At 37.9% G+C, this 21,287-nt stretch carries 25 protein-coding genes; 16 read left to right on the forward strand and 9 right to left on the reverse strand.

Annotated elements, in window-relative coordinates; translation table 11 throughout:
- Positions 1–70 precede the first annotated feature (70 nt).
- The 3 genes from ptsG to AC1FXZ_RS17350 all read right to left on the reverse strand — a co-directional run bounded on the left by ptsG (position 71) and on the right by AC1FXZ_RS17350 (position 3,542).
- Entirely contained in the window at positions 71–2,110 is a 2,040-nt protein-coding gene (gene ptsG / locus AC1FXZ_RS17340) for a glucose-specific PTS transporter subunit IIBC (RefSeq protein WP_480055941.1), read from the reverse strand.
- Positions 2,111–2,271: 161 nt separating this feature from the next.
- Entirely contained in the window at positions 2,272–3,102 is an 831-nt protein-coding gene (gene glcT, locus AC1FXZ_RS17345; protein WP_480055943.1) for a glucose PTS transporter transcription antiterminator GlcT, read from the reverse strand.
- Positions 3,103–3,344: 242 nt separating this feature from the next.
- A complete protein-coding gene (locus AC1FXZ_RS17350) occupies positions 3,345–3,542 on the reverse strand; it encodes a hypothetical protein (RefSeq protein WP_480055945.1) in 198 nt (65 codons plus the stop codon).
- 193 nt (positions 3,543–3,735) lie between these two features.
- Between AC1FXZ_RS17350 and AC1FXZ_RS17355 the strand changes: the two genes are divergently transcribed.
- The 3 genes from AC1FXZ_RS17355 (at position 3,736) to AC1FXZ_RS17365 (ending at position 5,989) form a co-directional block, all read left to right on the forward strand.
- Entirely contained in the window at positions 3,736–4,491 is a 756-nt protein-coding gene (locus tag AC1FXZ_RS17355) for a YkgJ family cysteine cluster protein (RefSeq protein ID WP_480055947.1), read from the forward strand.
- A gap of 234 nt (positions 4,492–4,725) precedes the next feature.
- Positions 4,726–5,061, forward strand: coding sequence for a hypothetical protein (locus AC1FXZ_RS17360; RefSeq protein ID WP_480055949.1), 336 nt, complete (start codon positions 4,726–4,728; stop codon positions 5,059–5,061).
- Positions 5,062–5,119: 58 nt separating this feature from the next.
- Complete coding sequence (locus AC1FXZ_RS17365) at positions 5,120–5,989, forward strand: polysaccharide deacetylase family protein (RefSeq protein ID WP_480055951.1); 870 nt, start codon at positions 5,120–5,122, stop codon at positions 5,987–5,989.
- 343 nt (positions 5,990–6,332) lie between these two features.
- Here the strand turns inward: AC1FXZ_RS17365 and AC1FXZ_RS17370 are convergent, their stop codons facing one another.
- The gene (locus tag AC1FXZ_RS17370) at positions 6,333–6,584 is read right to left on the reverse strand and encodes a hypothetical protein (protein WP_480055953.1); all 252 of its coding nucleotides are present in this window, start codon (positions 6,582–6,584) and stop codon (positions 6,333–6,335) included.
- Positions 6,585–6,653: 69 nt separating this feature from the next.
- Complete coding sequence (locus AC1FXZ_RS17375; protein WP_480055955.1) at positions 6,654–6,791, reverse strand: hypothetical protein; 138 nt, start codon at positions 6,789–6,791, stop codon at positions 6,654–6,656.
- 87 nt (positions 6,792–6,878) lie between these two features.
- Here AC1FXZ_RS17375 and rnhA point away from each other — a divergent pair, with 87 nt between their 5' ends.
- The 4 genes from rnhA to AC1FXZ_RS17395 all read left to right on the forward strand — a co-directional run bounded on the left by rnhA (position 6,879) and on the right by AC1FXZ_RS17395 (position 10,222).
- On the forward strand, positions 6,879–7,493 hold the full coding sequence (gene rnhA, locus AC1FXZ_RS17380) for a ribonuclease H (RefSeq protein ID WP_480055957.1): 615 nt from the start codon (positions 6,879–6,881) through the stop codon (positions 7,491–7,493).
- Between the two features lie 51 nt (positions 7,494–7,544).
- Positions 7,545–8,906 (forward strand): aldehyde dehydrogenase, encoded by a 1,362-nt coding sequence (locus tag AC1FXZ_RS17385; protein WP_480055959.1) that lies wholly within the window; start codon positions 7,545–7,547, stop codon positions 8,904–8,906.
- Between the two features lie 236 nt (positions 8,907–9,142).
- A complete protein-coding gene (locus AC1FXZ_RS17390) occupies positions 9,143–9,688 on the forward strand; it encodes a peroxiredoxin (protein WP_480055961.1) in 546 nt (181 codons plus the stop codon).
- Positions 9,689–9,769: 81 nt separating this feature from the next.
- Complete coding sequence (locus tag AC1FXZ_RS17395) at positions 9,770–10,222, forward strand: TlpA family protein disulfide reductase (protein WP_480055963.1); 453 nt, start codon at positions 9,770–9,772, stop codon at positions 10,220–10,222.
- Between the two features lie 158 nt (positions 10,223–10,380).
- Here the strand turns inward: AC1FXZ_RS17395 and AC1FXZ_RS17400 are convergent, their stop codons facing one another.
- Positions 10,381–10,830 carry an Lrp/AsnC family transcriptional regulator gene (locus AC1FXZ_RS17400; RefSeq protein WP_480055965.1) on the reverse strand — a complete coding sequence of 150 codons (450 nt, stop codon included), beginning with the start codon at positions 10,828–10,830 and terminating at the stop codon, positions 10,381–10,383.
- A 180-nt stretch (positions 10,831–11,010) separates the two neighbouring features.
- Between AC1FXZ_RS17400 and nagA the strand changes: the two genes are divergently transcribed.
- Positions 11,011–12,213: an N-acetylglucosamine-6-phosphate deacetylase gene (gene nagA / locus AC1FXZ_RS17405; protein ID WP_480056076.1), complete on the forward strand. Its 1,203-nt coding sequence runs from the start codon at positions 11,011–11,013 to the stop codon at positions 12,211–12,213.
- Positions 12,194–12,913: a glucosamine-6-phosphate deaminase gene (nagB, locus tag AC1FXZ_RS17410; protein WP_480055967.1), complete on the forward strand. Its 720-nt coding sequence runs from the start codon at positions 12,194–12,196 to the stop codon at positions 12,911–12,913. The genes nagA and nagB overlap by 20 nt, the downstream gene beginning before the upstream one ends.
- Before the next feature lie 289 nt (positions 12,914–13,202).
- Here nagB and AC1FXZ_RS17415 read toward each other — a convergent pair whose 3' ends face one another.
- Complete coding sequence (locus AC1FXZ_RS17415) at positions 13,203–13,355, reverse strand: FbpB family small basic protein (protein ID WP_480055969.1); 153 nt, start codon at positions 13,353–13,355, stop codon at positions 13,203–13,205.
- A gap of 398 nt (positions 13,356–13,753) precedes the next feature.
- Between AC1FXZ_RS17415 and AC1FXZ_RS17420 the strand changes: the two genes are divergently transcribed.
- The 3 genes from AC1FXZ_RS17420 (at position 13,754) to AC1FXZ_RS17430 (ending at position 15,445) form a co-directional block, all read left to right on the forward strand.
- Entirely contained in the window at positions 13,754–13,900 is a 147-nt protein-coding gene (locus AC1FXZ_RS17420; protein WP_480055971.1) for a hypothetical protein, read from the forward strand.
- Positions 13,901–14,061: 161 nt separating this feature from the next.
- A complete protein-coding gene (locus AC1FXZ_RS17425; protein ID WP_480055973.1) occupies positions 14,062–15,015 on the forward strand; it encodes an MBL fold metallo-hydrolase in 954 nt (317 codons plus the stop codon).
- A 91-nt stretch (positions 15,016–15,106) separates the two neighbouring features.
- A complete protein-coding gene (locus AC1FXZ_RS17430) occupies positions 15,107–15,445 on the forward strand; it encodes a hypothetical protein (protein WP_480055975.1) in 339 nt (112 codons plus the stop codon).
- A gap of 48 nt (positions 15,446–15,493) precedes the next feature.
- Here the strand turns inward: AC1FXZ_RS17430 and AC1FXZ_RS17435 are convergent, their stop codons facing one another.
- Positions 15,494–16,636: an MFS transporter gene (locus tag AC1FXZ_RS17435; RefSeq protein ID WP_480055977.1), complete on the reverse strand. Its 1,143-nt coding sequence runs from the start codon at positions 16,634–16,636 to the stop codon at positions 15,494–15,496.
- Between the two features lie 145 nt (positions 16,637–16,781).
- On the opposite strand from AC1FXZ_RS17435, the gene AC1FXZ_RS17440 reads away from it, so the two are divergent.
- The 3 genes from AC1FXZ_RS17440 (at position 16,782) to AC1FXZ_RS17450 (ending at position 19,321) form a co-directional block, all read left to right on the forward strand.
- On the forward strand, positions 16,782–17,171 hold the full coding sequence (locus AC1FXZ_RS17440) for an OsmC family protein (RefSeq protein WP_480056078.1): 390 nt from the start codon (positions 16,782–16,784) through the stop codon (positions 17,169–17,171).
- Between the two features lie 102 nt (positions 17,172–17,273).
- Positions 17,274–18,689 (forward strand): MATE family efflux transporter, encoded by a 1,416-nt coding sequence (locus AC1FXZ_RS17445; protein ID WP_480056080.1) that lies wholly within the window; start codon positions 17,274–17,276, stop codon positions 18,687–18,689.
- Between the two features lie 17 nt (positions 18,690–18,706).
- Positions 18,707–19,321: a YczE/YyaS/YitT family protein gene (locus tag AC1FXZ_RS17450; RefSeq protein ID WP_480055979.1), complete on the forward strand. Its 615-nt coding sequence runs from the start codon at positions 18,707–18,709 to the stop codon at positions 19,319–19,321.
- 115 nt (positions 19,322–19,436) lie between these two features.
- On the opposite strand, the gene proC is transcribed toward AC1FXZ_RS17450, so the two are convergent.
- Complete coding sequence (gene proC / locus AC1FXZ_RS17455; RefSeq protein ID WP_480055981.1) at positions 19,437–20,243, reverse strand: pyrroline-5-carboxylate reductase; 807 nt, start codon at positions 20,241–20,243, stop codon at positions 19,437–19,439.
- Between the two features lie 203 nt (positions 20,244–20,446).
- On the opposite strand from proC, the gene AC1FXZ_RS17460 reads away from it, so the two are divergent.
- On the forward strand, positions 20,447–21,253 hold the full coding sequence (locus tag AC1FXZ_RS17460) for a YfkD family protein (RefSeq protein ID WP_480055983.1): 807 nt from the start codon (positions 20,447–20,449) through the stop codon (positions 21,251–21,253).
- Positions 21,254–21,287 lie beyond the last annotated feature (34 nt).

Raw genomic sequence — 21,287 nt, forward strand, 5'->3', positions numbered from 1 at the left:
GGTGGCTTCCTCGTTTTGTTTATTTATTTCATTGTATGCAGGTGATTTTGAAGAGATTACGCTAAACGATTTATTTTTGTTTAATGGAAATGATATCTTCTTCCGACAATGAAACTTCTTGCTGTTTATTGATTTGAATGAATTCACCTTCTGCTAAGTTTGTGAAAACAATGGGTGTAATGATCGAAGGGGCATTTTCCTTAATGAAATCCAAATCAAAGCGCAATAATTCTTGTCCTTGCTTAATGGTATCATCTTGCTTCACAAGTGTCTCAAAGCCTTCTCCTTTTAAATTTACTGTATCTAGGCCAACATGAATGAGAATTTCTTTTCCTTCATCAGATAAAATTCCAATTGCGTGCTTGGTAGGGAAGAGGTTAACGATCTTGCCAGATACAGGCGCTTTTACAATGCCTTCTGTTGGCTCGATGGCAAATCCATCCCCCATCATTTTCTCAGAGAAAACTTGGTCTGGTACTTCTGTTATCGGCATCACTTTCCCTGCTAAAGGTGACACAAACGAAATGTCCCCTGCAACTGCTGCGTTTTCTTGCGTTGGCTCTTCAACTGGAGCTGGGGTACGCCCACTAATGATATCTTCAATTTGGCTCTTAATCGTTTCAGAACGTGGTCCAAAGATTGCCTGGAAGTTCTGTTCAACTTGCATAACACCTGAAGCGCCGAGTTCCTTTAATCTATTTTTATCTACTTTATCATTTTCTTTAACCGATACTCGTAGTCGTGTGATACATGCATCTAAATGCGTTAAGTTCTCTTTGCCACCAAGCGCTTGTAAAATATTATATGGTAGTTCGGTTTTTCCACCACGAGATTTAGCTCCACTTTCGCCTGATGCTTCCTCTGTTTTCTCTCGACCAGGTGTCATTAGGTTAAATTTCTTAATCATGAAAGTGAACAAGACATAATAGATCACGGCAAAAATTACCCCTACAATAATAACGATCCACCATGGTTCTCGTCCTGGTATAACACCGAATAAGAAAAAGTCAATGGCTCCACCAGAGAATGTATACCCCAAATTGACATTAAGGTAATACAAAATAACGAAGGAAAGACCATCTAGGACAGCATGGATGAAGAAAAGTAATGGTGATAAAAACAAAAATGAGAATTCAATTGGCTCTGTAATTCCAGTTAAAAAGGATGTTAATGCAGCAGAACCTAATAAACCTCCAACGAGTTTTTTGTTTTCAGGACGTGCTTGGTGATACATGGCAAGTGCAGCGGCAGGAAGTCCAAACATCATGATCGGAAATTCCCCAGCCATAAAGTGACCCGCTGTGATTTCCACTCCATCACGCAACTGTGCAAAGAAGATGTTTAAATCTCCATATACCATATTTCCTGCGAGGGTTTGATAAGATCCAAATTCAAACCAGAATGGAGCATGGAAAATATGATGTAGTCCAAACGGGATTAATAAACGTTTTATGAAACCGAATGCAAAAACGGCTATTCCCATGGCTTCTTCCATTAAGAACAAAGAAAATGAGTTCATGCCTGTTTGAATAAACGGCCAAACGAAGTACATTGCGATCCCGACAAAGAATGCAGAAAAGGCTGTGACAATTGGGACAAAGCGTTTTCCAGCAAAAAACCCTAAAAATTGAGGTAGTTCAATATCGTAGTACTTGTTATAAGCCCAAGCGGCAAGAGCACCGATAATTATCCCACCAAATACCCCAGTTTGAAGGGTTGGGATACCAAGTACTAGTGCATGGGCTGGATTACCTTGTTCAAGAACTCCTTCAATGGTTAATCCCCCGATAACGCTCATTGTCATGTTCATGATCAGGTACCCGACTAAAGCAGCAAGTGCAGCGACACCAGAACCGTTGCTTAATCCAATGGCAACACCAAGAGCAAAAATCAGAGCTAAGTTATCAAAAATAATGCCACCAGCTGCTTCCATCATTGTTCCTAAACTTACGAAGAAATCGTTCGCTAAAAATGGCATGAGCGAAATCATGTTGTCATTACCCATCGCGTTACCAAAAGCAAGTAACAAACCAGCAGCTGGCAAAATGGCGACAGGTAACATTAGAGATTTACCAACTCTCTGTAAATTACCAAATGCCTTTTTAAACATTGATTACAACCTCCTTAAAATGACTTAAAAGTAGTATGGATGGAAAATGAAGAAAATATCAAAAAAAGGCATGAGTGACAAGGAGATCGCAGGGTTTAACCCCTTTGCAATCGTTTCCTTTTTCACTCATGCCTGCTGAACAGTAACACGTAAAAAGAATTTTATTGTTTGGATAGACGTTGAAGATGTAATGTTAAATATACGGCTTCAGCGTCGGGTATTGTCTTTTTTAATGTTTGTTGCATAATTTTCATCAGTTTCCATGCAAGATTGTAGCACACTGGATATTCTGTTTGCAACACTTGTTTTAACGAATCCTGATTATCGTAATATTCTCCCTTATTAATGCGCTCGATGGCATGGTGGAGGTGACGGACAAGTCGTAAGTAGTTCATATCCTTGCGATCAATTGAGATATTTAAGGTGCTTTCGACTATTTCAACAAGTTGACTTATTAATTGTGTATGAAGATTTACTTCCTTTAAAGACCGGCGTGTTAAAGCGCTATGAATATGTAATGCGACAAAACCGATTTCGCCAGGAGGGATCTGTATATTTAATTTTTCGTTTAAAAAATCAATAAGGTCACTTGCTACAGAATATTCTTTTGGATAAGATAGCTCAGTTTCAGATAGAAATGGATTTTTCACATCTAAGCCCTGTTTCACACGCTTAACTGCATAGTAAAGATGGTCTGTTAAACCAACATGAATATGCTCGTGGAGCGTAACAGAAAACCTATCTTCAACAATTTCTATCATATCGTTCATTAGGGCAATGAATTCTTCATCGATATAACCGAGAAGTTGTTTATATTGTTCTTGTTCTTTTTCTTCTTTTAATACAAAAAACTTTTCGGCTTGTTCATCAGCAACAAGGTCTCCAGCCTTTTTGCCAAAGCCAAGTCCTTTTCCGATTAAAATTACTTCATCATAATTTGGATGTGCTGCAACTAAGACGTTATTATTAAGCACTTTTTTAACCGATAACACGTTTTTCCCCCTATCAACGAAAACCGATAATTTTGTCGAAATATGTATCATATACGCAATAATCATATCGATAAAAAAAAAGAACGTCAATGAAAAAACACGTATAAAAGGAATGAAATAGTTCCCATTTTTAAAACGGTAGGTGTTCAAGTAAAAGCCATACTTTTTGAAGAAGATCTAAGAAGAGACAATTGGCTTAAAGACAAGGGCACTCGTAGAATAAGAGTTAGTGGTGGAAACAATTAAGTATTATCATTTTTGAAGAAATTGGAGATGAAAAGAAGCATTATACCTATGATGATTGCTGGTATTGAAAAAGAAGAGAAAACCCCAGGGGAATCTGTAATGATGCCTAGCTTCTCATTAAAACCGATTCCTAATATAAATAATAAAAAACCTAACCAATAGATTGCCTTACCAAGTGGAGTATGTTTCTTCATTCTTTCCTCCTTAGACAGAACTGTCATCCATTACTCTGTACTCTGTCACCATAATTCATTCTAATTTTACCAGAAAAACTCAAAAGTAACTTATTTAGAGAATCTTTTTTTGAGTGACCTTGTTTAAAAACGGTCGCTTTTTTCCTCGATTTCTACTAGTATAAGTGAGAATGCTGCTAAGGAGTTGTGGGAAGTGAAACAAGTTAGAACGTATGACGAGATGAAAGTAAAAGTTGAGCAAATTAATCAACGTGATTATCATTACGAAGAACCCTTTTTTGATATAGTAGATAAAGTTTTAGATGAGAGTGAAGGGAAGCATGTTCAATCCGTTTTAAACGAAGCATTTGTATCATTGCTGTCCCAAGTAAATAAAGAGATTGAGAAAATAGAAGCTGAAATGACTTTATCACCTGCCTGTCAGGCTGGGTGTGCCCACTGTTGCTACTTCCCTATTATTGTTACAAGGCTAGAAGCGAAATTGATGTTGCATTATATTAATCAGCTTCCTGGAGAAAGAAAGCAAGCGATTATGAATCAAGTAGCAACATATATAGAAAAATTTTCTTCGAGACTTGAAGAGATCGAAACTATTGATTTTCAATCTGATGAACGTTTTAAGCAAAAATATAAAGAATTGAATCTTCCATGTATTTTCCTTGATCAACAGACGAATAAATGTATGGCGTATGAAGTTCGCCCCATTCCGTGCCGAACTTATATCAATTATATGGATCCTTCTGTTTGTGAGTTGGAGCATTTTCCGAAAGAGCCAATCAGCTATGAATTTTTGTATCGCTTTTATGTTCAAGGAATGAACGAAGTAATCCTTGAAATTTTAGAGTTTGTGGAAGACAAAGATCTTGGCCTTTCCTATCCGGATGATGCGAGCGATCTAAACTTTTTACCATTGTTACTTCAAGAAGAGATTCAAATTCTACAGTCATAAAGGTCAATTCCGAAATCATTCCATTTTTGAAAAGAATTCACATTTTTGATATTACATTAATTTTCTAACTATTTTCCATTTAGTATAGGCTCTTCTCATGGTATTATTAAAGTGATATTTAATATTAATCTATTCTTTATCTAGAGAATCTTGCATAGTGTATAATGACCATCACTAAGTTCTGTAAGTTGTATTGATAACTTTAGATAAAAAGTTTATTGGGAGGGATTACAGATGGAAGAGAAAGAAATTCATGCGTATTTTGAAAAACGAGTACTAGAGGCGAAACGACAATTTGAGCGTACTGTTGATTGCAAGCACACGGAATTTGATGATCTGTATCCGTACATGACAGAGCAACCACAGTTTTTTTGGTATAAACGCTACGTAGCATGGCAGGAATTACTCACGGTGGTGAAAATTGCTGAGGATATGGAAGTAGAATGGAAAGGTCTGTTCTTAGATAAGCAAGCTACTTTCATTGAAGGAAGAGTGCTAGATGCAAAAGTTCTTGACGATTGGTATGAAGAATCAGAGAAACATGAAAAAGAATCATCAAAAAATGAGTAATAGTATCCCCCTAAGTTAATGCTCTTAGGGGGATAATTGTTTTGAAAGGAAGGAACAAATGAAGTGGTTTCAACTTATCCTAATCGCTGTTGTGGTTATTTTTGGAGCATGTCAATTTGAAGGTACAAAAGAGGAAAATGAAGAAAAAGTAGTCATTGAGGAAGAATTAAAGCAAGAGGATGAAGTGCGTGAAGAAGTTGAAGTTGAGGAAGAAGAGTCGGACGAGAAAGAGCTGGATTTAGCCCAGTTTGAAGATCGCAAGCCACAGCAATGGGGAGAAAATGTTGCTGGAGTGAAGACGCGTATTGATACAGGTGAGCAAGTGATTGCATTAACGTTTGATGCATGTGGTGGTCCTTATGGAAATGAATACGATGAAGAGCTTATTCAGTTTTTGCGTGATGAACAAGTTCCGGCAACGTTATTTATAAATGAGCGTTGGATTAAAGAGCATGAAACACTCTTTTTAGAGCTTGCCAGTGATCCACTTTTTCAAATTGAAAATCATGGTACAGAGCATGTGCCTTTATCTGTTACGGGCCAATCAGCCTGGGGGATAGAAGGGACGGCAAGCGCAGCTGATGTGAAAGAGGAAGTGGTCGGGAACCAAGAGACAATTGAACGTTTAACAGGACAAGCTCCAACACTATTTCGTTCAGGTACAGCCTTTTATGATGAAGTCGCTGTTGAAATTGTTAATCAGTTGGGATTGCAAGTTGTAAACTTTGACATTTTAGGCGATGCAGGAGCTACGTTTTCTGCTAGCGAGGTTCATCGGGCATTACTTGAAGCTTCTAACGGCTCGATTGCTCTTTTGCATATGAACCAACCTGACAGTGGGACAGCAGAGGGTGTGAAATTAGCAGTTCGAGATTTAAGAGACAGAGGTTATACCTTTGTTACATTAAGTGAGCAGAATTTAAAATGATGTTGTAGGCTGTTGAAGAGGAAAGGTCATCATAAAGCCGATGAAGACTGAATGAGAGCAGAAATGAAGAGGAAAGGTCATCATAAAGTGGATGAAGACCGAACCAGAGCAGAAATGAAGAGGAAAAGGTCATCATAAAGTGGATGAAGACCGAATGAGAGCGAAAGCGCAGAGGGAGAGGTCATCATAAAGCCGATGAAGACCGAATGAGAGCGAAATGAAGAGGAAAGGTCATCATACTAGCATCTTCCATCTCCTATCAGGGTTTGCCAAGCTACGCACATGGCACACAGCAAAGAGGCAGTTGAAAAAAGGTGAAAACCATCCTTTTTCAACTGCCTCTTTAATTCAAAGTAATGTGTGAGTCTTTGTGTTGGTAAATGCCATCTAGTTTCTCTCCGACGTCTTCTTCAATTTCTTGATTGGTTGGAAGTGAATCATAACTTTGGATAATTGAGAATGTCTTAAGACAGAGGAGATGATAAGGGAACTTTTCTCCACTGTCTTCAATTATGGCATATAGTTTATTCTTTTTCGTGCTAATAAGGTCACCAGGCTCCTTTACTGAACGTTTGCGATTGATCGTCACATCCATGCTGGATTACACCTCTTTTTAGCATCATTATTGGAACTTTTATTGGTAATTATTCACTAAATTCCAAAGTTATTTTTTATTTTTATCGTTCGCACGATTGCTGCCATTATCAATCATTTCACTTGCTACATCTTCATTTAGTAAATTTTCTTTCGGTGTTTGGTTGTTAGTGAGTGCCTTGCCTTTTTGCCTGTTGCGTTTGTTCATGCTGAACCCTCCTTTATATTGTCTAATGATGGTTTCACTGTTACTATTTCTTTAGATCAAAATCTTATGCAAAGAGTAGGTGTCGTTGTGGCGAAAAAGAAGTTTTATGTTGTTTGGAAAGGCCGGAAACCAGGAATATACACGACGTGGGCAGAGTGTGAGATGCAGGTCAAGGGTTTTACTGGAGCTCGGTTTAAATCATTTCCGACTAAAGAAGAAGCTGAAGCAGCATATAAAGGGAAAGGGAGTCCGGCTAGTCCTAAGAAGAAAGCTTCAGAAGCTGCAAGTTCTGAAGAGGTAGATTGGAACAGTGTTTCTGTTGATGTCGGCTGCCGTGGAAACCCTGGAATTGTTGAGTATAAAGGTGTTGATACAAAAACGGGCGAAGTGTTGTTTGCTCACGATGAGATTCACATAGGAACAAATAATATGGGAGAGTTTTTAGCAATTGTTCATGCGCTCGCTTATCTAAAAGAACAAGGCAGCAACAAAACAATTTACTCTGATTCGATGACAGCAATAAAATGGGTAAAGCAAAAAAAGGCAAAATCAACGTTGGACCGGAACGAAAAAACCGCCTATATTTGGTCTTTGATGGATAGGGCCGAGAAATGGTTACAAGATAATACGTATAATAACAAAATTGCAAAATGGCATACGGAAAAGTGGGGAGAAATCAAAGCTGATTACGGACGTAAATAATGCAGTGAGGGGTATCTACGTTTATATACTTACGAATTAGGAGAGTTGTCCGTGGAAGAGAGTGTCGTACAAAAACAACGAGAGTATTTTTATCAAGGACATACAAGAAGCCTAGCGTTTAGACTTCAGCAGTTGAAATTATTAAAAAAAGTGGTAAAAGAACGTGAAAAAGAGTTCTTGGTTGCTTTAAAGAAAGATTTAAATAAATCAGAAGAAGAGGCTTTTCTTACAGAATTAGGGCCATTATATCAAGAGATCTCTCACATGGTGAAACATTTACCAAAATGGGGAAAGCCTCAAAAGGTAAAAACAGCTCTTTCGCATATCGGATCTAGGGGCTATATCTATCCTGAACCCCATGGAGTAACATTAATTATAGCACCTTGGAATTATCCATTACAGTTAGCGTTCGCCCCTTTAGTTGGGGCGATCGGTGGGGGAAACTGTGCAGTGATAAAGCCTTCGGAATTAACACCCCATACGTCAATGTTAATTTCAACTGTCATCAAAGAGCATTTCCAAGAAGACTATATAACGGTAGTAGAAGGTGATGCGAGCGTGAGTCAATCGTTGTTGGCAGAACGTTTTGATTACATCTTCTTTACCGGAAGTGTGGCTGTTGGGAAGATCGTGATGGAAGCTGCGTCTAAAAGATTAATACCTGTGACGTTGGAACTTGGGGGCAAGAGTCCAGTTATTATTGATAAAAGTGCCAAGCTAGAATTGGCAGCGAAGAGAATAGCTTGGGGGAAGTATATAAATGCCGGGCAAACTTGTGTAGCACCCGATTACGCTTTGATCCATAAAGATGTAGAAGAAGAGTTTCTTTCTCATTTAACAAAACAAATTGAGAATCTATTTTATAATAAATTTAAAGAAGGACTTTACCCAAGAATTGTAAGTGAACGACATTTTAAGCGATTACTCTCATTTTTTGAAGACGGAGACGTTATCATGGGTGGGGATTCCGATCAAGAGCAATTAACAATTTCTCCGACGGTTTTAAAGAATGTTAGTTGGCAGGCCCCTGTGATGCAGGAAGAAATCTTTGGACCGATTTTGCCCATTTTTTCGTTTGAGGAGTATGATGAGGCAATTGCTTTTGTTCGGGAGCGCCCGGACCCGTTAGCTCTATATGTTTTTGCTGAAGATAGTATCGTCCAGGAAAAGTTTATCCGAGAACTATCCTACGGTGGTGGGTGTGTAAATGATACGATTATGCATTTAGCTACACCACATTTGCCATTTGGTGGGAAGGGTGAAAGTGGAATGGGATCCTATCATGGTTATGAAAGTTTTGCAGCTTTCACAAATAAAAAAAGTGTCTTAAAACAATCGACGAGTTTCGATATGCCTTTGCGCTATAAACAAGACAAAAAGACGCTTAAGTTGTTACGCAAGATTCTCCGTTAAACAAACGTTTATTTAATACCTTTTTTCAACGGGACTAAGTAAAATGAGAAAAAATAATGATACTTCCTTTTTGGCCCTATGGAATCGCAATCCATGGGGTTTTTTCTAGTTGCGACTTATTAACTTTAATTCTTAATTTAAAATAATTATCGCTTAGTGTTGACAGAGAATGAAAGGTCGGATAAAATGATAAACATAATCAATTAATAATAATTATAAATAAGGAGTTGCTATAAATGACTGATAAACGAATGGTAGCTAAACAAGCACCAAGATTTGAAATGGAAGCAGTAATGCCAAATAAAGAATTTGCAAAAGTGAGCTTAGAAGAAAATATGAAAAAGGATAAATGGACTGTTTTATTCTTCTATCCAATGGACTTCACATTTGTATGCCCAACAGAAATTACATCATTAAGTGATCGTTATGATGAGTTTGAAGATTTAGATGCTGAAATTATTGGAGTGTCGACTGATACAGTTCATACCCATAAAGCATGGATCAACACTTCAAGAGATGAGAATGGACTTGGTGAGTTAGCCTATCCATTAGCTGCAGATACGAACCATGTTGTTTCACGTGAATACGGTGTTCTTGTTGAAGAAGAAGGAGTTGCACTTCGTGGACTATTCATCATTAGCCCGGAAGGCGAATTAATGTACTCTGTTGTCAATCATAATAATATCGGACGCGATGTAGATGAGACACTACGTGTATTACAAGCTTTACAAACTGGTGGTTTATGCCCAGCGAACTGGAAACCAGGTCAAGAAACACTTTAATTATTAGTTTTTTAGAAGAGCAATCTATTTACAAATGTACTAGATGGATGATAAAAAATAATAGAATTGGAGTGGGGAAGTATGAAACTACGTGAAGAGATGCCAGAATTAACAGGTGCTACGGCATGGTTGAACGAAGAGGTAACAAAGGAAGAGTTGCTTGAAAGTGGAAAGGCAACACTTATTCACTTTTGGTCTGTAAGTTGTGGTTTGTGTAAAGAGGCAATGCCTGAGATTAACGAGTTTCGTGATGAGTATGATGATGAGTTAAACGTGGTTGCCGTTCATATGCCACGTTCGGAAAATGATTTGGACATGTCTGTAATTGAAGCGATGGCGCAAGGGCATGATATCATTCAACCGACTTTCGTAGATAGTGAACATAAATTGACAGATGCATTCGAAAACAAATATGTTCCGGCTTATTATGTATTTGATGCTGAAGGCAAACTAAGACATTTCCAAGCTGGTGGAAGTGGGATGGACATGTTGCGTAAGCGTGTAAATCGTGTTCTGGGCAAAGAAGCAAAGTAGACTATCTGTCGTCGTTGTTCAAGTGAACAACATTGCTTAGATATTAATTGACACCATATATAGAGAAAATGATATAGTTAGACTGAAAAGAGGCAGCTCAAATTTTGAGATTGCCTCTTTCTATTTTTAAAAAAGTGTACGTATTTTTGTGGAAGTGTCTAAAGTTTAAGACCGGTTCGGCTTTTGAACCGTCTTAGTAAGATGTGGCTCTCAACTCTTGTGATACCTTTTAAGGCGTACAGTTCTTCATTTATAAACTGTTCAAGCCTTTCAAAGTCTTCAACGAGTACGTGCATATGAAGGGTGCTTGGTCCAGTCATCTGATAACAGCTGGCTACTTTTGGATTTTCTGCTAATGTTTCAGCAACAGAGACAAGTGAAGTTGGTTCACAATCAACTTCAAAAAAAGCCGAGACTTTCTTTCCAACTTTATCAGAATTAATGACTACACTGAATTTTTCTATGACTTCTTCTTCGATTAATTGATTGATTCGTTCTCTTATCGCTACTCGAGAAAGACCAAGTTCTTTAGCAATATCTACATATGACATTCTTCCATTAACGGATAGGAGTTCCAATATCCGTCGGTCGGTAGAATCTATTTTCATTTCATCACACCTTTAATGTATTGTTATATACTTCTATTATAAATCAAATTAAATCATTGAAACACGAATGATGATCAAAAGGTGTGAGGATATATAACGATTAAATTTCAGTGGACTCATATAGAACGCTGATGGGCAGGCATCCTAAGGAAGGCACTCCTTAAAAACAGGAAGGAGATCATTGTGAATCTACTCGTTCAAAACGTACAAATTTATGCAGAGGAAGGAATCATCGATAATGGCTTTATAAAAATGCGAGACGGTGTGATTGTTGAAATTGGTTCAGGCGATCAACTAACGAGTGAAGATGATAGCCAAGTCATCTCCGTTCCTCCAAAATCGAAAGTCATTCCGGGGCTGATTGATATTCACATTCATGGCGTGAATGGTGCTGATACGATGGATGCGACAAAGGAAGCGTTGGAGCAGATGGCAACGTCTCTTCCGAATGAGGGAACGACCAGTTTTCTTGCAACGACGATCACGCAAGAAACATCAGTGATAGAAAAAGCCCTGAATAATGCTGGTGATTACATTGAAGTTTCTAATGCGCCCGGAAAAGCAGAAGTGATTGGAATCCATTTGGAAGGCCCTTTTATTAATCAAGAAATGGCCGGGGCACAGCCTCGCTCTTATATAAGAGAACCAAATATTGAATTATTTAATAAGTGGCAGACAATAGCGAACAACCATATTAAAGTCGTAACACTGGCACCTGAAATAAACGGTGGTATGGAATTTGTTCACTATTTAGTGCGAACAGGGGTCGTTGCCTCAATCGGGCATTCAAATGCTACATACAATGAAATGAAGGAAGCAATCGAAGCGGGGGCCTCTCAAGTGACGCATCTTTTTAATCAGATGAGAGGAATGCATCATCGTGAGCCTGGAGTAGTCGGAGCAGCCCTTCTTCATGAGGAACTAAAAACAGAGCTGATTGCTGACGGCGTTCATGTGCAACCGGAACTGTTAAGTATCGTACTTAAACAAAAAGGCCATGAAGGCGTGATTCTCATTACTGACTCGATGCGAGCAAAATGTTTAAAAAGTGGCTTGTATGAACTTGGTGGTCAAGAGATCAAGGTTAATGATGGAAAGGCGACGTTAGGGGATGGAACCTTAGCTGGAAGTATGTTGGAGCTAGGACAGGCTCTACGAAACATTCTCAGCCACACAAACTGTTCCCTTGAGGATGCGATTCGTATGGCTTCTACTATTCCAGCTAAACAATTACAGTTATTTAACCGAAAAGGCAGCATTGCTAAGGGCAAGGATGCAGACCTTGTCGTACTTGATGAAAACCTTGATATTTTGATGACGTTTTGTAAAGGTAAATTAGCTTATCGAAAGGAAGGTGAGAGCATTGAAAATAAAAGTGGTTAAGGAGTATGAGGAAGTGAGTCGAATGGCAGCTGATTTCATTATCGGTAAAGTCCATGAGAATCCTAACATAACTCTAGGCTTAGCTACTGGCAGCACACCAGAGGGAACGTACGAACAGTTGATTAAAGATCATAATGAAAATGGCACATCTTATCAAAAGGTAACAACGTTTAATCTCGATGAATACAAGGGACTATCCAAAAATCACCCGAACAGCTATCGATACTTTATGAATGAACATTTGTTTGATTATATTAACATAAAGAAGGAAAATACGTATGTTCCACAGGGTGATGTGGAAGATGGTGAAAAAGAATGCGCTAGATTTGAGCGGATGTTAGAGAAAAAGGGAGGAGTAGATCTCCAAATTTTAGGGATAGGCGAAAATGGTCACATTGGCTTCAATGAGCCCGGTACTTCTTTTTCGTCTCAAACTCATGTTGTCGAACTTGCTCCTTCTACACGCAAAGCGAACGCGCGCTTCTTCCCTAGCTTAGAAGATGTTCCCACACATGCAATCACTATGGGAATCGCAAGTATTATGAAAAGTAAAGAAATCCTGTTGCTCATCTCAGGAGAAGGGAAAAGGGAAGCAGTGCGGTGTTTATTAGATCAAAAGGTCGACGAAAGCTTTCCAGCATCTATTCTGAAGCAGCACCCGAATGTAACGGTCATTGTTGATGAAGCGGCAAGAGGGTAAGTGTTTTGTCTGTTTCATTAAAAAAGGCTGTTTTTGTAAAGGTTGTTGCTATTAGGAAGTTTTTACTCGTAGTGAAATGAAGCGAAAGTCATTCGACTCCTGTGGGATTTAGAGGTAGGGACGAGACCCGACAGGCGCAGCCGAGGAGGCTCGGCACCTCCTAGCGGGTGCGAGTGACTGAAAGCGCAATGGAACGAACATGTGAATACACATAAGCCCAAAAACAACAAAGTATGCGAGTCAGCCTTAAAAAAAGAGCGAGATACCTATGTCGGTAATCTCGCTCCTTTTATTTTGTGAGTTTACTTTCTTGTTTAGATGCTTCGCTAGTTGATCTTTCATCAATTCTCTCTTCGATTTTCGCTAATGCTTCAGGATCATTTAATAATTGCTTTTTATTTTCCATCACCAATTCTTCAAATGAAAAGGATTGTCTTCTCATGGTCTTATCCCCCTCTTATGTTCTATATGACTTTCTATAACTAGTATATCAGTTATTATATTAAATATAATATAGAATTGTTACAATCTTTCGAAAAAAAGAAAATTGTTAGAGTTTGTCGAATGACCTAATTTCAACTTAACATAACGAGGGTTATTAACATATTAATAGTGGTTATACACAGGTATCACAAAGTTATGCACAGTTCTGTTGATAAGTATGTGTATAACTTCATTGAAGTGTAAATATTTCAAACAATTAAAAAAGTGGTTTACAATAGTCTGAATTATTGTTAGAATATTTTTAACGTTAAAAAAGCGTTTTTTATTTATAACGAAAGTGAGCGACTGCTCAATCACTTATCAAAGAATAGAATAGATTAAAAGGAGAGAGTTATCATGACAGTTTCAGAAAAGAAAATGATTGAAGAGATGCAAAAGAAGTTGGATCGATTGGCTAGTGAATTAGATGAACTTAAGAAAGCAAGTCATGATGGCTTTGAGAAACTAGATACAGATGACTTTTTAACACAAGCGTATAACTAGCGCGTGTAAGAGAGAAAACATATAGTATTGTTGAGATTTATTGAGTGAATCTTTCGGAAAATAGATTCGCTCTTTTTTGCTTTCTCATTTATTAAGTGTAAAATATTGTATGCGTGGACGTGAGAAAACGTCCCTAATGAATTAAAAAGGAGGGTACATATGTGAGCTCAGAGGAAATTCATCAATTGACAATTCCAACACCATTTCTTGTAGGCCCTGTGCACGTTTATTTAATATGTGGGGAAACGTTAACTCTTTTGGATACAGGACCTCATACCGAAGAAGGAAGAAAGTCACTTGAACGTCAAATAAATCAACTCGGATTCTCTACAATGGATATAGAACAAGTGATTTTATCGCATCATCACCCTGATCATACTGGACTTACTCATTTATTTTCTCATGCTAAAATAATCGGTCATCGATACTTACAACCATGGATAACAAAAGATATGTCATTCTTAGAAAAAAGCAAGTATTATCTTAATGACTTATACAGAGTTAATGGTCTTCCAGTTGAGTTAATGAAGCAGATTATGATGGCCAATCAAAGCTATATGAACACCCTTGAACCGGTCGAATTAGATATTTTTGTACAGGATGGTGATATTGTACCTGGCCTTTCAGGTTGGAGGGTTGTCGAGGTTCCTGGGCATGCCCAAAATCAGATTATGATTGTTCGTGAACATGATCGGGTAGCAATTGGAGCAGACGTTTTGTTAGCAAAGATCTCATCGAATGCAATTATTGAAGCTCCTATGGAGGGGGAAGAACGTCCAAAAACATTGTTGCAATATCGTCAAACGTTACAAAGAGTTAAAGATTTACACTTATCTTTAATCATGCCAGGGCATGGAGGGATGGTGGAAGAAGTTTGTAAGCTGGTTGACGAAAGGTTGCAAGAGCAGTGGAATCGGGCTATGTCTATAAAAGAGATTATTTCCAACAGGAAAATGACTGTACACGATATTAGCTTTGCATTATTTAAACAAAAGCACCTGCAGCAACCAGATTTAACATTTTCAGAGACGCTTGGTCATTTAGATTTGTTGGTCGAGTCAGGAGAAATTACTGTAAAGATGGACGGTCATTATTATTTTTATCAAAATGAGTGAAATCCAACTGTAAAAGTTATATCCTATTCTTTCCTTTTCCTTACCTTTATTGATAAAATAACTGTTAAGACCGATATAAGGAGGGGCAATAATGGAGAATAAAAACAATTCATTAAAACTGATCTGGATCTTTGGCGTAATTTTTATCTCAATCGTTTTACTTAAGAAAGAGTGGAGAACGAAGATGTTGGCCGAGCTGAAGGAACTAAGAGAGGGAACAAATAACGCTGTACAGTTTATTCGAGAAAATAGAGAACAAATTGTAGACCAAGTTAGAAGTACGGCTAGTGAAGTTTCAACAGTAGTAAGAGATATTTCAAAGGATGTTAAGATCATTGGAGAAACAGCCTCACACTTGAAGGAAAGCTCTGAGGAGATTGTAAAAGCAACGAGAGAAGCAGCTGAAGATTTTAAAGGGTTAAAGAAATAGTTTACATACAATGATGAGAGGTGGTCACCTCTCATCATTTTTATGGTTCTAGTGCGTTTTGTGGAAGGATACGAATAGAAAAATGACAAGTAACATTGAACCGATAATGACAAAGAAGCTAACTCCTTCGATCGTTTGAATAAATAGCCCACCTAAGTAAGGACCTAAAAGGCTGCCGAAGCTAAAAGCGATGCCACATAGAAGGTTACCTGTTGGAAGAAGTGATTTCGGTGTTAAGTCGGTCATGAAGCTAATGCCAAGGGAAAAAGTAGATCCAACTAACATGCCTGAAATAAATAATAAACTACTTAAACCAATGAATGATTGTTCGAGAAAACTTGCTAAGAAAAACATAAAGCTTCCTGAAAGCAAAATAAAAGATAATATTTTCTTCCTGCCGTATTTGTCGCTTAATATCCCAAGTGGAAGTTGAAAAACAATCCCTCCAATTGCAAAAGATACTAAGAGAATGGATACGCTCGGAATATCGTAACCGATACGCAAAGCATAAATAGGAAAACTGCCATTTAAAGAAGCTTCTAAAAAGCCGTAGCCTAAAGCAGGTAATAAAGCTACCCATGAATAGCGTAAGGCTTTTTTGAAACGACTAGCTGTATCCCTGAAAGAGCTAAGTTCAATTGATTGCTCTGGGAAGTCATTTTCAAGAAAAAACAAAAATACCCAAGCAAGTAAACAAAGTAGAGCAGAGATGATAAAAGGTAGAGCTTCATTAATGGAGATTAGTGGAGTCATCAGTGGCCCAACAGCAAAGCCCACACCAAAGAAAAGGCCATAAATGCTAATATTACGACCTCGTCGTTCTATTGGAGATGTTGAAGTGATCCACGTTTGTGTACCGAAATGTAAGGCATTATCGCCAATTCCTATACATAATCTTAAGAAGAACCAGAACCAAAATGACTTCCATACAGGAAATAAAAGCAAAGCGATAATGACAATGAGACCACCCGTAATAATCATAGGTTTATAACCGAATTTTCTTAAAGGTGGTTCCATAAAAGGAGAGATTAAAAGAATACCTATATAGAGAGCTGTGGCGTTAAGGCCATTTAATGTTGCAGAAATTCCATCTTGTTCGAAAATAACCGAAATAAGTGGGAGAAGCATCCCTTGGCTAAATCCACTTAATGCCACAATACTTACTAAAATCCAAAAGTGAAAATGGTTCATAGAAAACCCCTTACTTTCTTTACCAGTCTGGTTTATTGTAGCTTTTTCTTATTAAAATGACTATATGTAATGTTGTTTAAAACATGACGTTCGGATGAGAGACTGATACAATAATAAGGCGTGTACAAAGAGGAGGCGATTAATGATGGAATTTATAATGAAGGAAAATAGTTTCGTTTCAGAAATTGAATTTGGACAATTAGAAATATCGGGAAATGAGGAATTTGGATTTCGTCCTTATCAACTTCTTGTGTCCTCAGTAGCTGTATGCAGTGGAGGAGTTCTCAGGAAGATATTAGAAAAGAAGCGAATGGCTTATGAAGATATCCAAATAAAAGCAAATGTAACAAGAAGTGAAACGGGAGCAAATGAAATTACCGAAATCCATCTGCATTTCACTTTAGTGGGAGTCAATGCTACTAATGAAAAGTTGGATAAGATCTTTGAGCTTACGAGAAAAAATTGTTCTATGTATCAATCAGTGAAGGATTCAATTCGAATTACAGAGACATTTGAATGTAAAAACACTCAATAATATTCTGATTTATGAAAAAAAGCATAAAGCCAAGAAGGGGGTTGTCTCGAGAATTTCTATTTTAGAAACGCAATATGATACTACTTGCGTTTTAACGAGACAATTTCCTTCTTTCCTTGTTTAATAAAGAAGGGGATACATATGCCGCAATCAAAGCAAATTGATTTCACGAGTGGCCATATAACGAAAAATATGATTTTATTTTCATGGCCAATTTTTCTTACTAACTTACTTCAAGCCTCTTATCAATTTATCGATTCTTTATGGGTCGGAAATCTTTTAGGACCAAGTGCTCTAGGGGCAATTACGATTTCGGCAACGGTTGTTTTCACAACACTTTCATTTATAATAGGACTAAATGGAGCGACTTTAACAGTTATAAGTCAAAGGCGTGGGGCAAATGATGAACAAGGGTTAAAAGACTCCCTAAATGCGTTTGTATTTGTATTAGGTGCATTAGCTATTTTACTCGGTTTAATCGGCTTTTTTTTCTCGGGGACGATATTGCGAGTTATGGGAACTCCGGATGAGATTTTACCAATGGCTCAATCGTATTTGCAAATTAACTTTATTGGGATTTTGTTCTTATTTGGTTATAATTTTATTGGTACGGTTTTAAGAGCATTGGGAGATAGCAAGACGCCGATCCGGTTTATTTTGCTTGCTGTTATGCTAAATGTAGTGCTAGACCCGTTATTTATTCATGTCTTTCAATTAGGGATTAATGGAGCTGCTTATGCAACCATTGTTTCCCAAGGAACAGCCTTTGTCTATGGATTATGGTATTCTATTAAGAAAGCCAATGTTCCGTTTCAAATACCGAAGCTACCTGAAAAAAGGTACTTCTTAGTATTGTTTAGAATGGGACTGCCAGCAGGCTTATCCATGATGGTAATATCCGGAGGGGTGTTGGCGATCATGACCGTTGTTACTGGATTTGGTGAAGAAGTTGTTGCTGGATTTGGAGCCGCACAAAGACTGGATAGCCTGATTATGTTGCCTGCGCTTACTTTAGGTTCTGCTGTGAACAGTATGGCAGGTCAAAATATCGGAGCGAATCTTTGGGATCGAGTTAATGCGATTGCCAAAAAGGCTTTATTGCTAATTACTATCGTATCACTAACAATTAGTACGATTATCTTTTTGGGTGCTGAATTTTTTATAAGAATGTTTGTAAAAGATGAGGCAACGATACAATTTGGGGCAATGTATATAAAGACAATTGCATTTTTCTACCCATTTTTGGGAATTAATTTTGTATTGAATGGAATAGCTCGGGCAGCTGGAGCAATGTTTCCCATTTTAATCTTAAATGTTATTTCATTTTGGATTTTACGCTATCCTTTAACAGTAATGTTCTCTGCATGGATTGGGGAGAGGGGAATTGCTCTGGGAATCGGTGTGAGTTTTATCATCAGCAGTCTCATTGCGGTTGGTTACTATTTCCTCGGAAATTGGCGGAAAATAGGCGTGGAAATTGGAGAAAAAACAGAGAACAAAGAAAAGGGACAAGAATGAAGAATTGAGGGTTATGTATGAAATCTTTTTTAATTAGAGCATTAAGTTATACGGGTGGTCTAATTATTGTATCTTTTGGTATTACTTTAACGATCGTTGCTGGGCTGGGAGCAGGAGCTTGGGATGCTTTGAATGTGGGCTTGGCGATTCAAACGCGTTTTTCCGTAGGGAATTGGGTCATATTTGTGGGTATTGCTTTAATAATCATTAATTCGCTTCTCACAAGGTCTCGACCGGTAATTGTTTCGTTAATCACGATAGTTATAGTTGGATTCTTTATTGATTTTTGGTTGCTTGTCGTATTTCCAAATGTTTTATTTGGTGATTTGGTTTTACAGATGGTGACGTTGCTATTAGGGATTGTGATATTAGCTTTTGGTGCATCAATCTATATGCAAGCTAAATTTGCGTTAATCCCAATAGATGGACTTATGTTTGCATTAAGAGATGTACTTGGTGTAAATTTAATGGTCGCAAAGACAATTGGTGAGGTAACAGCTTTAGTCTTTGCTTGGTTAGTGGGAGGGCCAATTGGAATCGGAACGCTTTTGGTAACATTCTTAATAGGACCTCTTATCCAATTCTTTTTTCCAAGAGTTGAAAAAAGAATTAATTGGGAAATGGCTAAATAAGTCAAAGGTCAGATGTCCAGCTCAAAAAGCACTGAAAAAGGGAAATACCCTTTTTCAGTGCTTTTCTAGTTCATGCTTCATTTTCTTTGAAGGAACTATGCTGTTTGCCCTTTTTTTAGTTTAATCCTGAATTTTTCGCATGCTGGTTTGTTGCTAGAACAGCTTTCTTAATAGTGGTGAAAAACTCATCATTCTCAAGTGACGCAATACCCTCAGCTGTTGAGCCTCCTGGTGATGTTACTTGTGCTCGTAACATCTTAGGATCTCGATGTTTCTCGAGCATAGCAGCACTTCCAATTACCATTTCAAGAACAAGTTTCCTTGCTTGGTCTGACGTGATTCCATAAGAGGTAGCGGCTTGTTCAAGAGCCTCGATAAAGTAATACAGAAAGGCAGGGGCACTTCCAGTGATCGCCGTTAGGTCGTGAACTTGTTGTTCGTCGAGTTCTTCTGAAGGTCCAATGGAAGAGACGATCTTCTCGAATAATGTTTTGTGCTTTTGCTGAACATGCTTGCCGAGTGCATAAATGGACATCGACTTTCCAACATCAGCAGAAGTGTTTGGCATCAGCCAAGCGACTGGAGTTAAGTTTGGTAAGGCTGCCTCTAGAGTTGAAGGGCCAATGCCAGCTGCTACGGTTACGACAAACTGTTCTTTATGTAAAAGTGGGTGTAATGTCGCAAGAACCTCTGGATGTTCATTAGGTGGACAAGCTAACAAAATAACATCGGCTTCTTTTACTGATTTCGTCCAGTCTTGCGTAATTTCGATTGAATATGTCTCTTTCAAATAGGCAAGTCGTTCTAAATTTTTCTGATTAGCTGCCGTAATGGACACATCAGTATTCTTGTGAAGAATTCCTGAAATGATTGCCTCAGCCATTCTTCCAGCTCCGATAAAAAGAATATGTACAGGTTCCATCTTATTCCTCCTTACGATATTCCTCTAAAACGATCCATAAGTAATTTAAACATTTCGTGTAAATTAGTAATGAACGAACGTTTTTGAAGAATCTCTTTAACGTTACCAAAAAATGAAAGCTTTCGGTAGTGAAGGATAATATTTTTTCAAGTGCTTACACTATGGTAAAACAATGTCCCTAAAAGAAATGAGGAGGTTTTAAGATGAAGCGGGTGATTATAACATTAATCGCAGTGCTGTTATTAGCAACGACTGTACAAGTATTTGCAGAAGATGAAGGGAAAAAAGGTAAGGAAAAGGATTTTAAAATCCCTGATTCTGTTGTCAAAATCGCTAAAGAAAATACGTACACAAACCCAACTCAAGATTTGCCGTACTTACAGCCGAGTGAGTTAGCCAAAGAATTATTAGCTTCAACCGATGTACCAATTGAAAATCCTGATTTGATTCGTATTTTAAATGAATCAACAATTAATGATTCAAAATTAGCTTTAGGATTTCGTGCTTCCATTTACCTTGGAGAGTGGCCTTTAGCCTATCAGTCAGAAGGTACTGAAGTGAATTGGGAGTATCAAAAAGTAAATACAAATTATTCAGATAACCGTGGAGGTCGCTCACCACAGAAGCTCACGTATAATCAAGAACAGCAAAAGAAGGTTAGTGGTGGACTAACTGCAAAAATTCCTAATAGTGAAGCTGTTAAAAAAATGATGATGATTAAAGCGACTGAGCATACGGATTTGCCGTTAGCGTTTGAGACGGTGATTGGACAAGGCACAAAAAAGAATAACACTTATAACATTGCACCAAAGCAAGTAGGGTACTTGCATAGCTTTGTGCCAGCTGCAAATGAAAAAGGGAAGGTAACTTACGGAGAAGTTTATTTGACATTTAAAGGTGGCAAGCGTAAGTTGGAAATCAAGAATGTTACACAACAAGGGATAGGAGCATGGATTCCTGTTCAAGATCACCTTAAGTTTGCCTTTGTCGCTTCCAATCAACCTAAGTAGTTAAGAAAAGTGCTGTCTCACAATCACGTACCTG

The organism is Halalkalibacter sp. HAAS-P014, assembly GCF_056619965.1.

What these genes read in the sequence shown, in the direction of transcription:
- ptsG (WP_480055941.1), bottom strand. Translation starts at nt 2,110, where the DNA reads ATGTTTAAAAAGGCATTTGGTAATTTACAGAGAGTTGGTAAATCTCTA.
- AC1FXZ_RS17350 (WP_480055945.1), bottom strand. Translation starts at nt 3,542, where the DNA reads ATGAAGAAACATACTCCACTTGGTAAGGCAATCTATTGGTTAGGTTTT.
- AC1FXZ_RS17360 (WP_480055949.1), top strand. Translation starts at nt 4,726, where the DNA reads ATGGAAGAGAAAGAAATTCATGCGTATTTTGAAAAACGAGTACTAGAG.
- AC1FXZ_RS17365 (WP_480055951.1), top strand. Translation starts at nt 5,120, where the DNA reads ATGAAGTGGTTTCAACTTATCCTAATCGCTGTTGTGGTTATTTTTGGA.
- AC1FXZ_RS17370 (WP_480055953.1), bottom strand. Translation starts at nt 6,584, where the DNA reads ATGGATGTGACGATCAATCGCAAACGTTCAGTAAAGGAGCCTGGTGAC.
- AC1FXZ_RS17375 (WP_480055955.1), bottom strand. Translation starts at nt 6,791, where the DNA reads ATGAACAAACGCAACAGGCAAAAAGGCAAGGCACTCACTAACAACCAA.
- AC1FXZ_RS17390 (WP_480055961.1), top strand. Translation starts at nt 9,143, where the DNA reads ATGACTGATAAACGAATGGTAGCTAAACAAGCACCAAGATTTGAAATG.
- AC1FXZ_RS17395 (WP_480055963.1), top strand. Translation starts at nt 9,770, where the DNA reads ATGAAACTACGTGAAGAGATGCCAGAATTAACAGGTGCTACGGCATGG.
- AC1FXZ_RS17400 (WP_480055965.1), bottom strand. Translation starts at nt 10,830, where the DNA reads ATGAAAATAGATTCTACCGACCGACGGATATTGGAACTCCTATCCGTT.
- AC1FXZ_RS17415 (WP_480055969.1), bottom strand. Translation starts at nt 13,355, where the DNA reads ATGAGAAGACAATCCTTTTCATTTGAAGAATTGGTGATGGAAAATAAA.
- AC1FXZ_RS17420 (WP_480055971.1), top strand. Translation starts at nt 13,754, where the DNA reads ATGACAGTTTCAGAAAAGAAAATGATTGAAGAGATGCAAAAGAAGTTG.
- AC1FXZ_RS17430 (WP_480055975.1), top strand. Translation starts at nt 15,107, where the DNA reads ATGGAGAATAAAAACAATTCATTAAAACTGATCTGGATCTTTGGCGTA.
- AC1FXZ_RS17435 (WP_480055977.1), bottom strand. Translation starts at nt 16,636, where the DNA reads ATGAACCATTTTCACTTTTGGATTTTAGTAAGTATTGTGGCATTAAGT.
- AC1FXZ_RS17440 (WP_480056078.1), top strand. Translation starts at nt 16,782, where the DNA reads ATGGAATTTATAATGAAGGAAAATAGTTTCGTTTCAGAAATTGAATTT.
- AC1FXZ_RS17450 (WP_480055979.1), top strand. Translation starts at nt 18,707, where the DNA reads ATGAAATCTTTTTTAATTAGAGCATTAAGTTATACGGGTGGTCTAATT.
- proC (WP_480055981.1), bottom strand. Translation starts at nt 20,243, where the DNA reads ATGGAACCTGTACATATTCTTTTTATCGGAGCTGGAAGAATGGCTGAG.
- AC1FXZ_RS17460 (WP_480055983.1), top strand. Translation starts at nt 20,447, where the DNA reads ATGAAGCGGGTGATTATAACATTAATCGCAGTGCTGTTATTAGCAACG.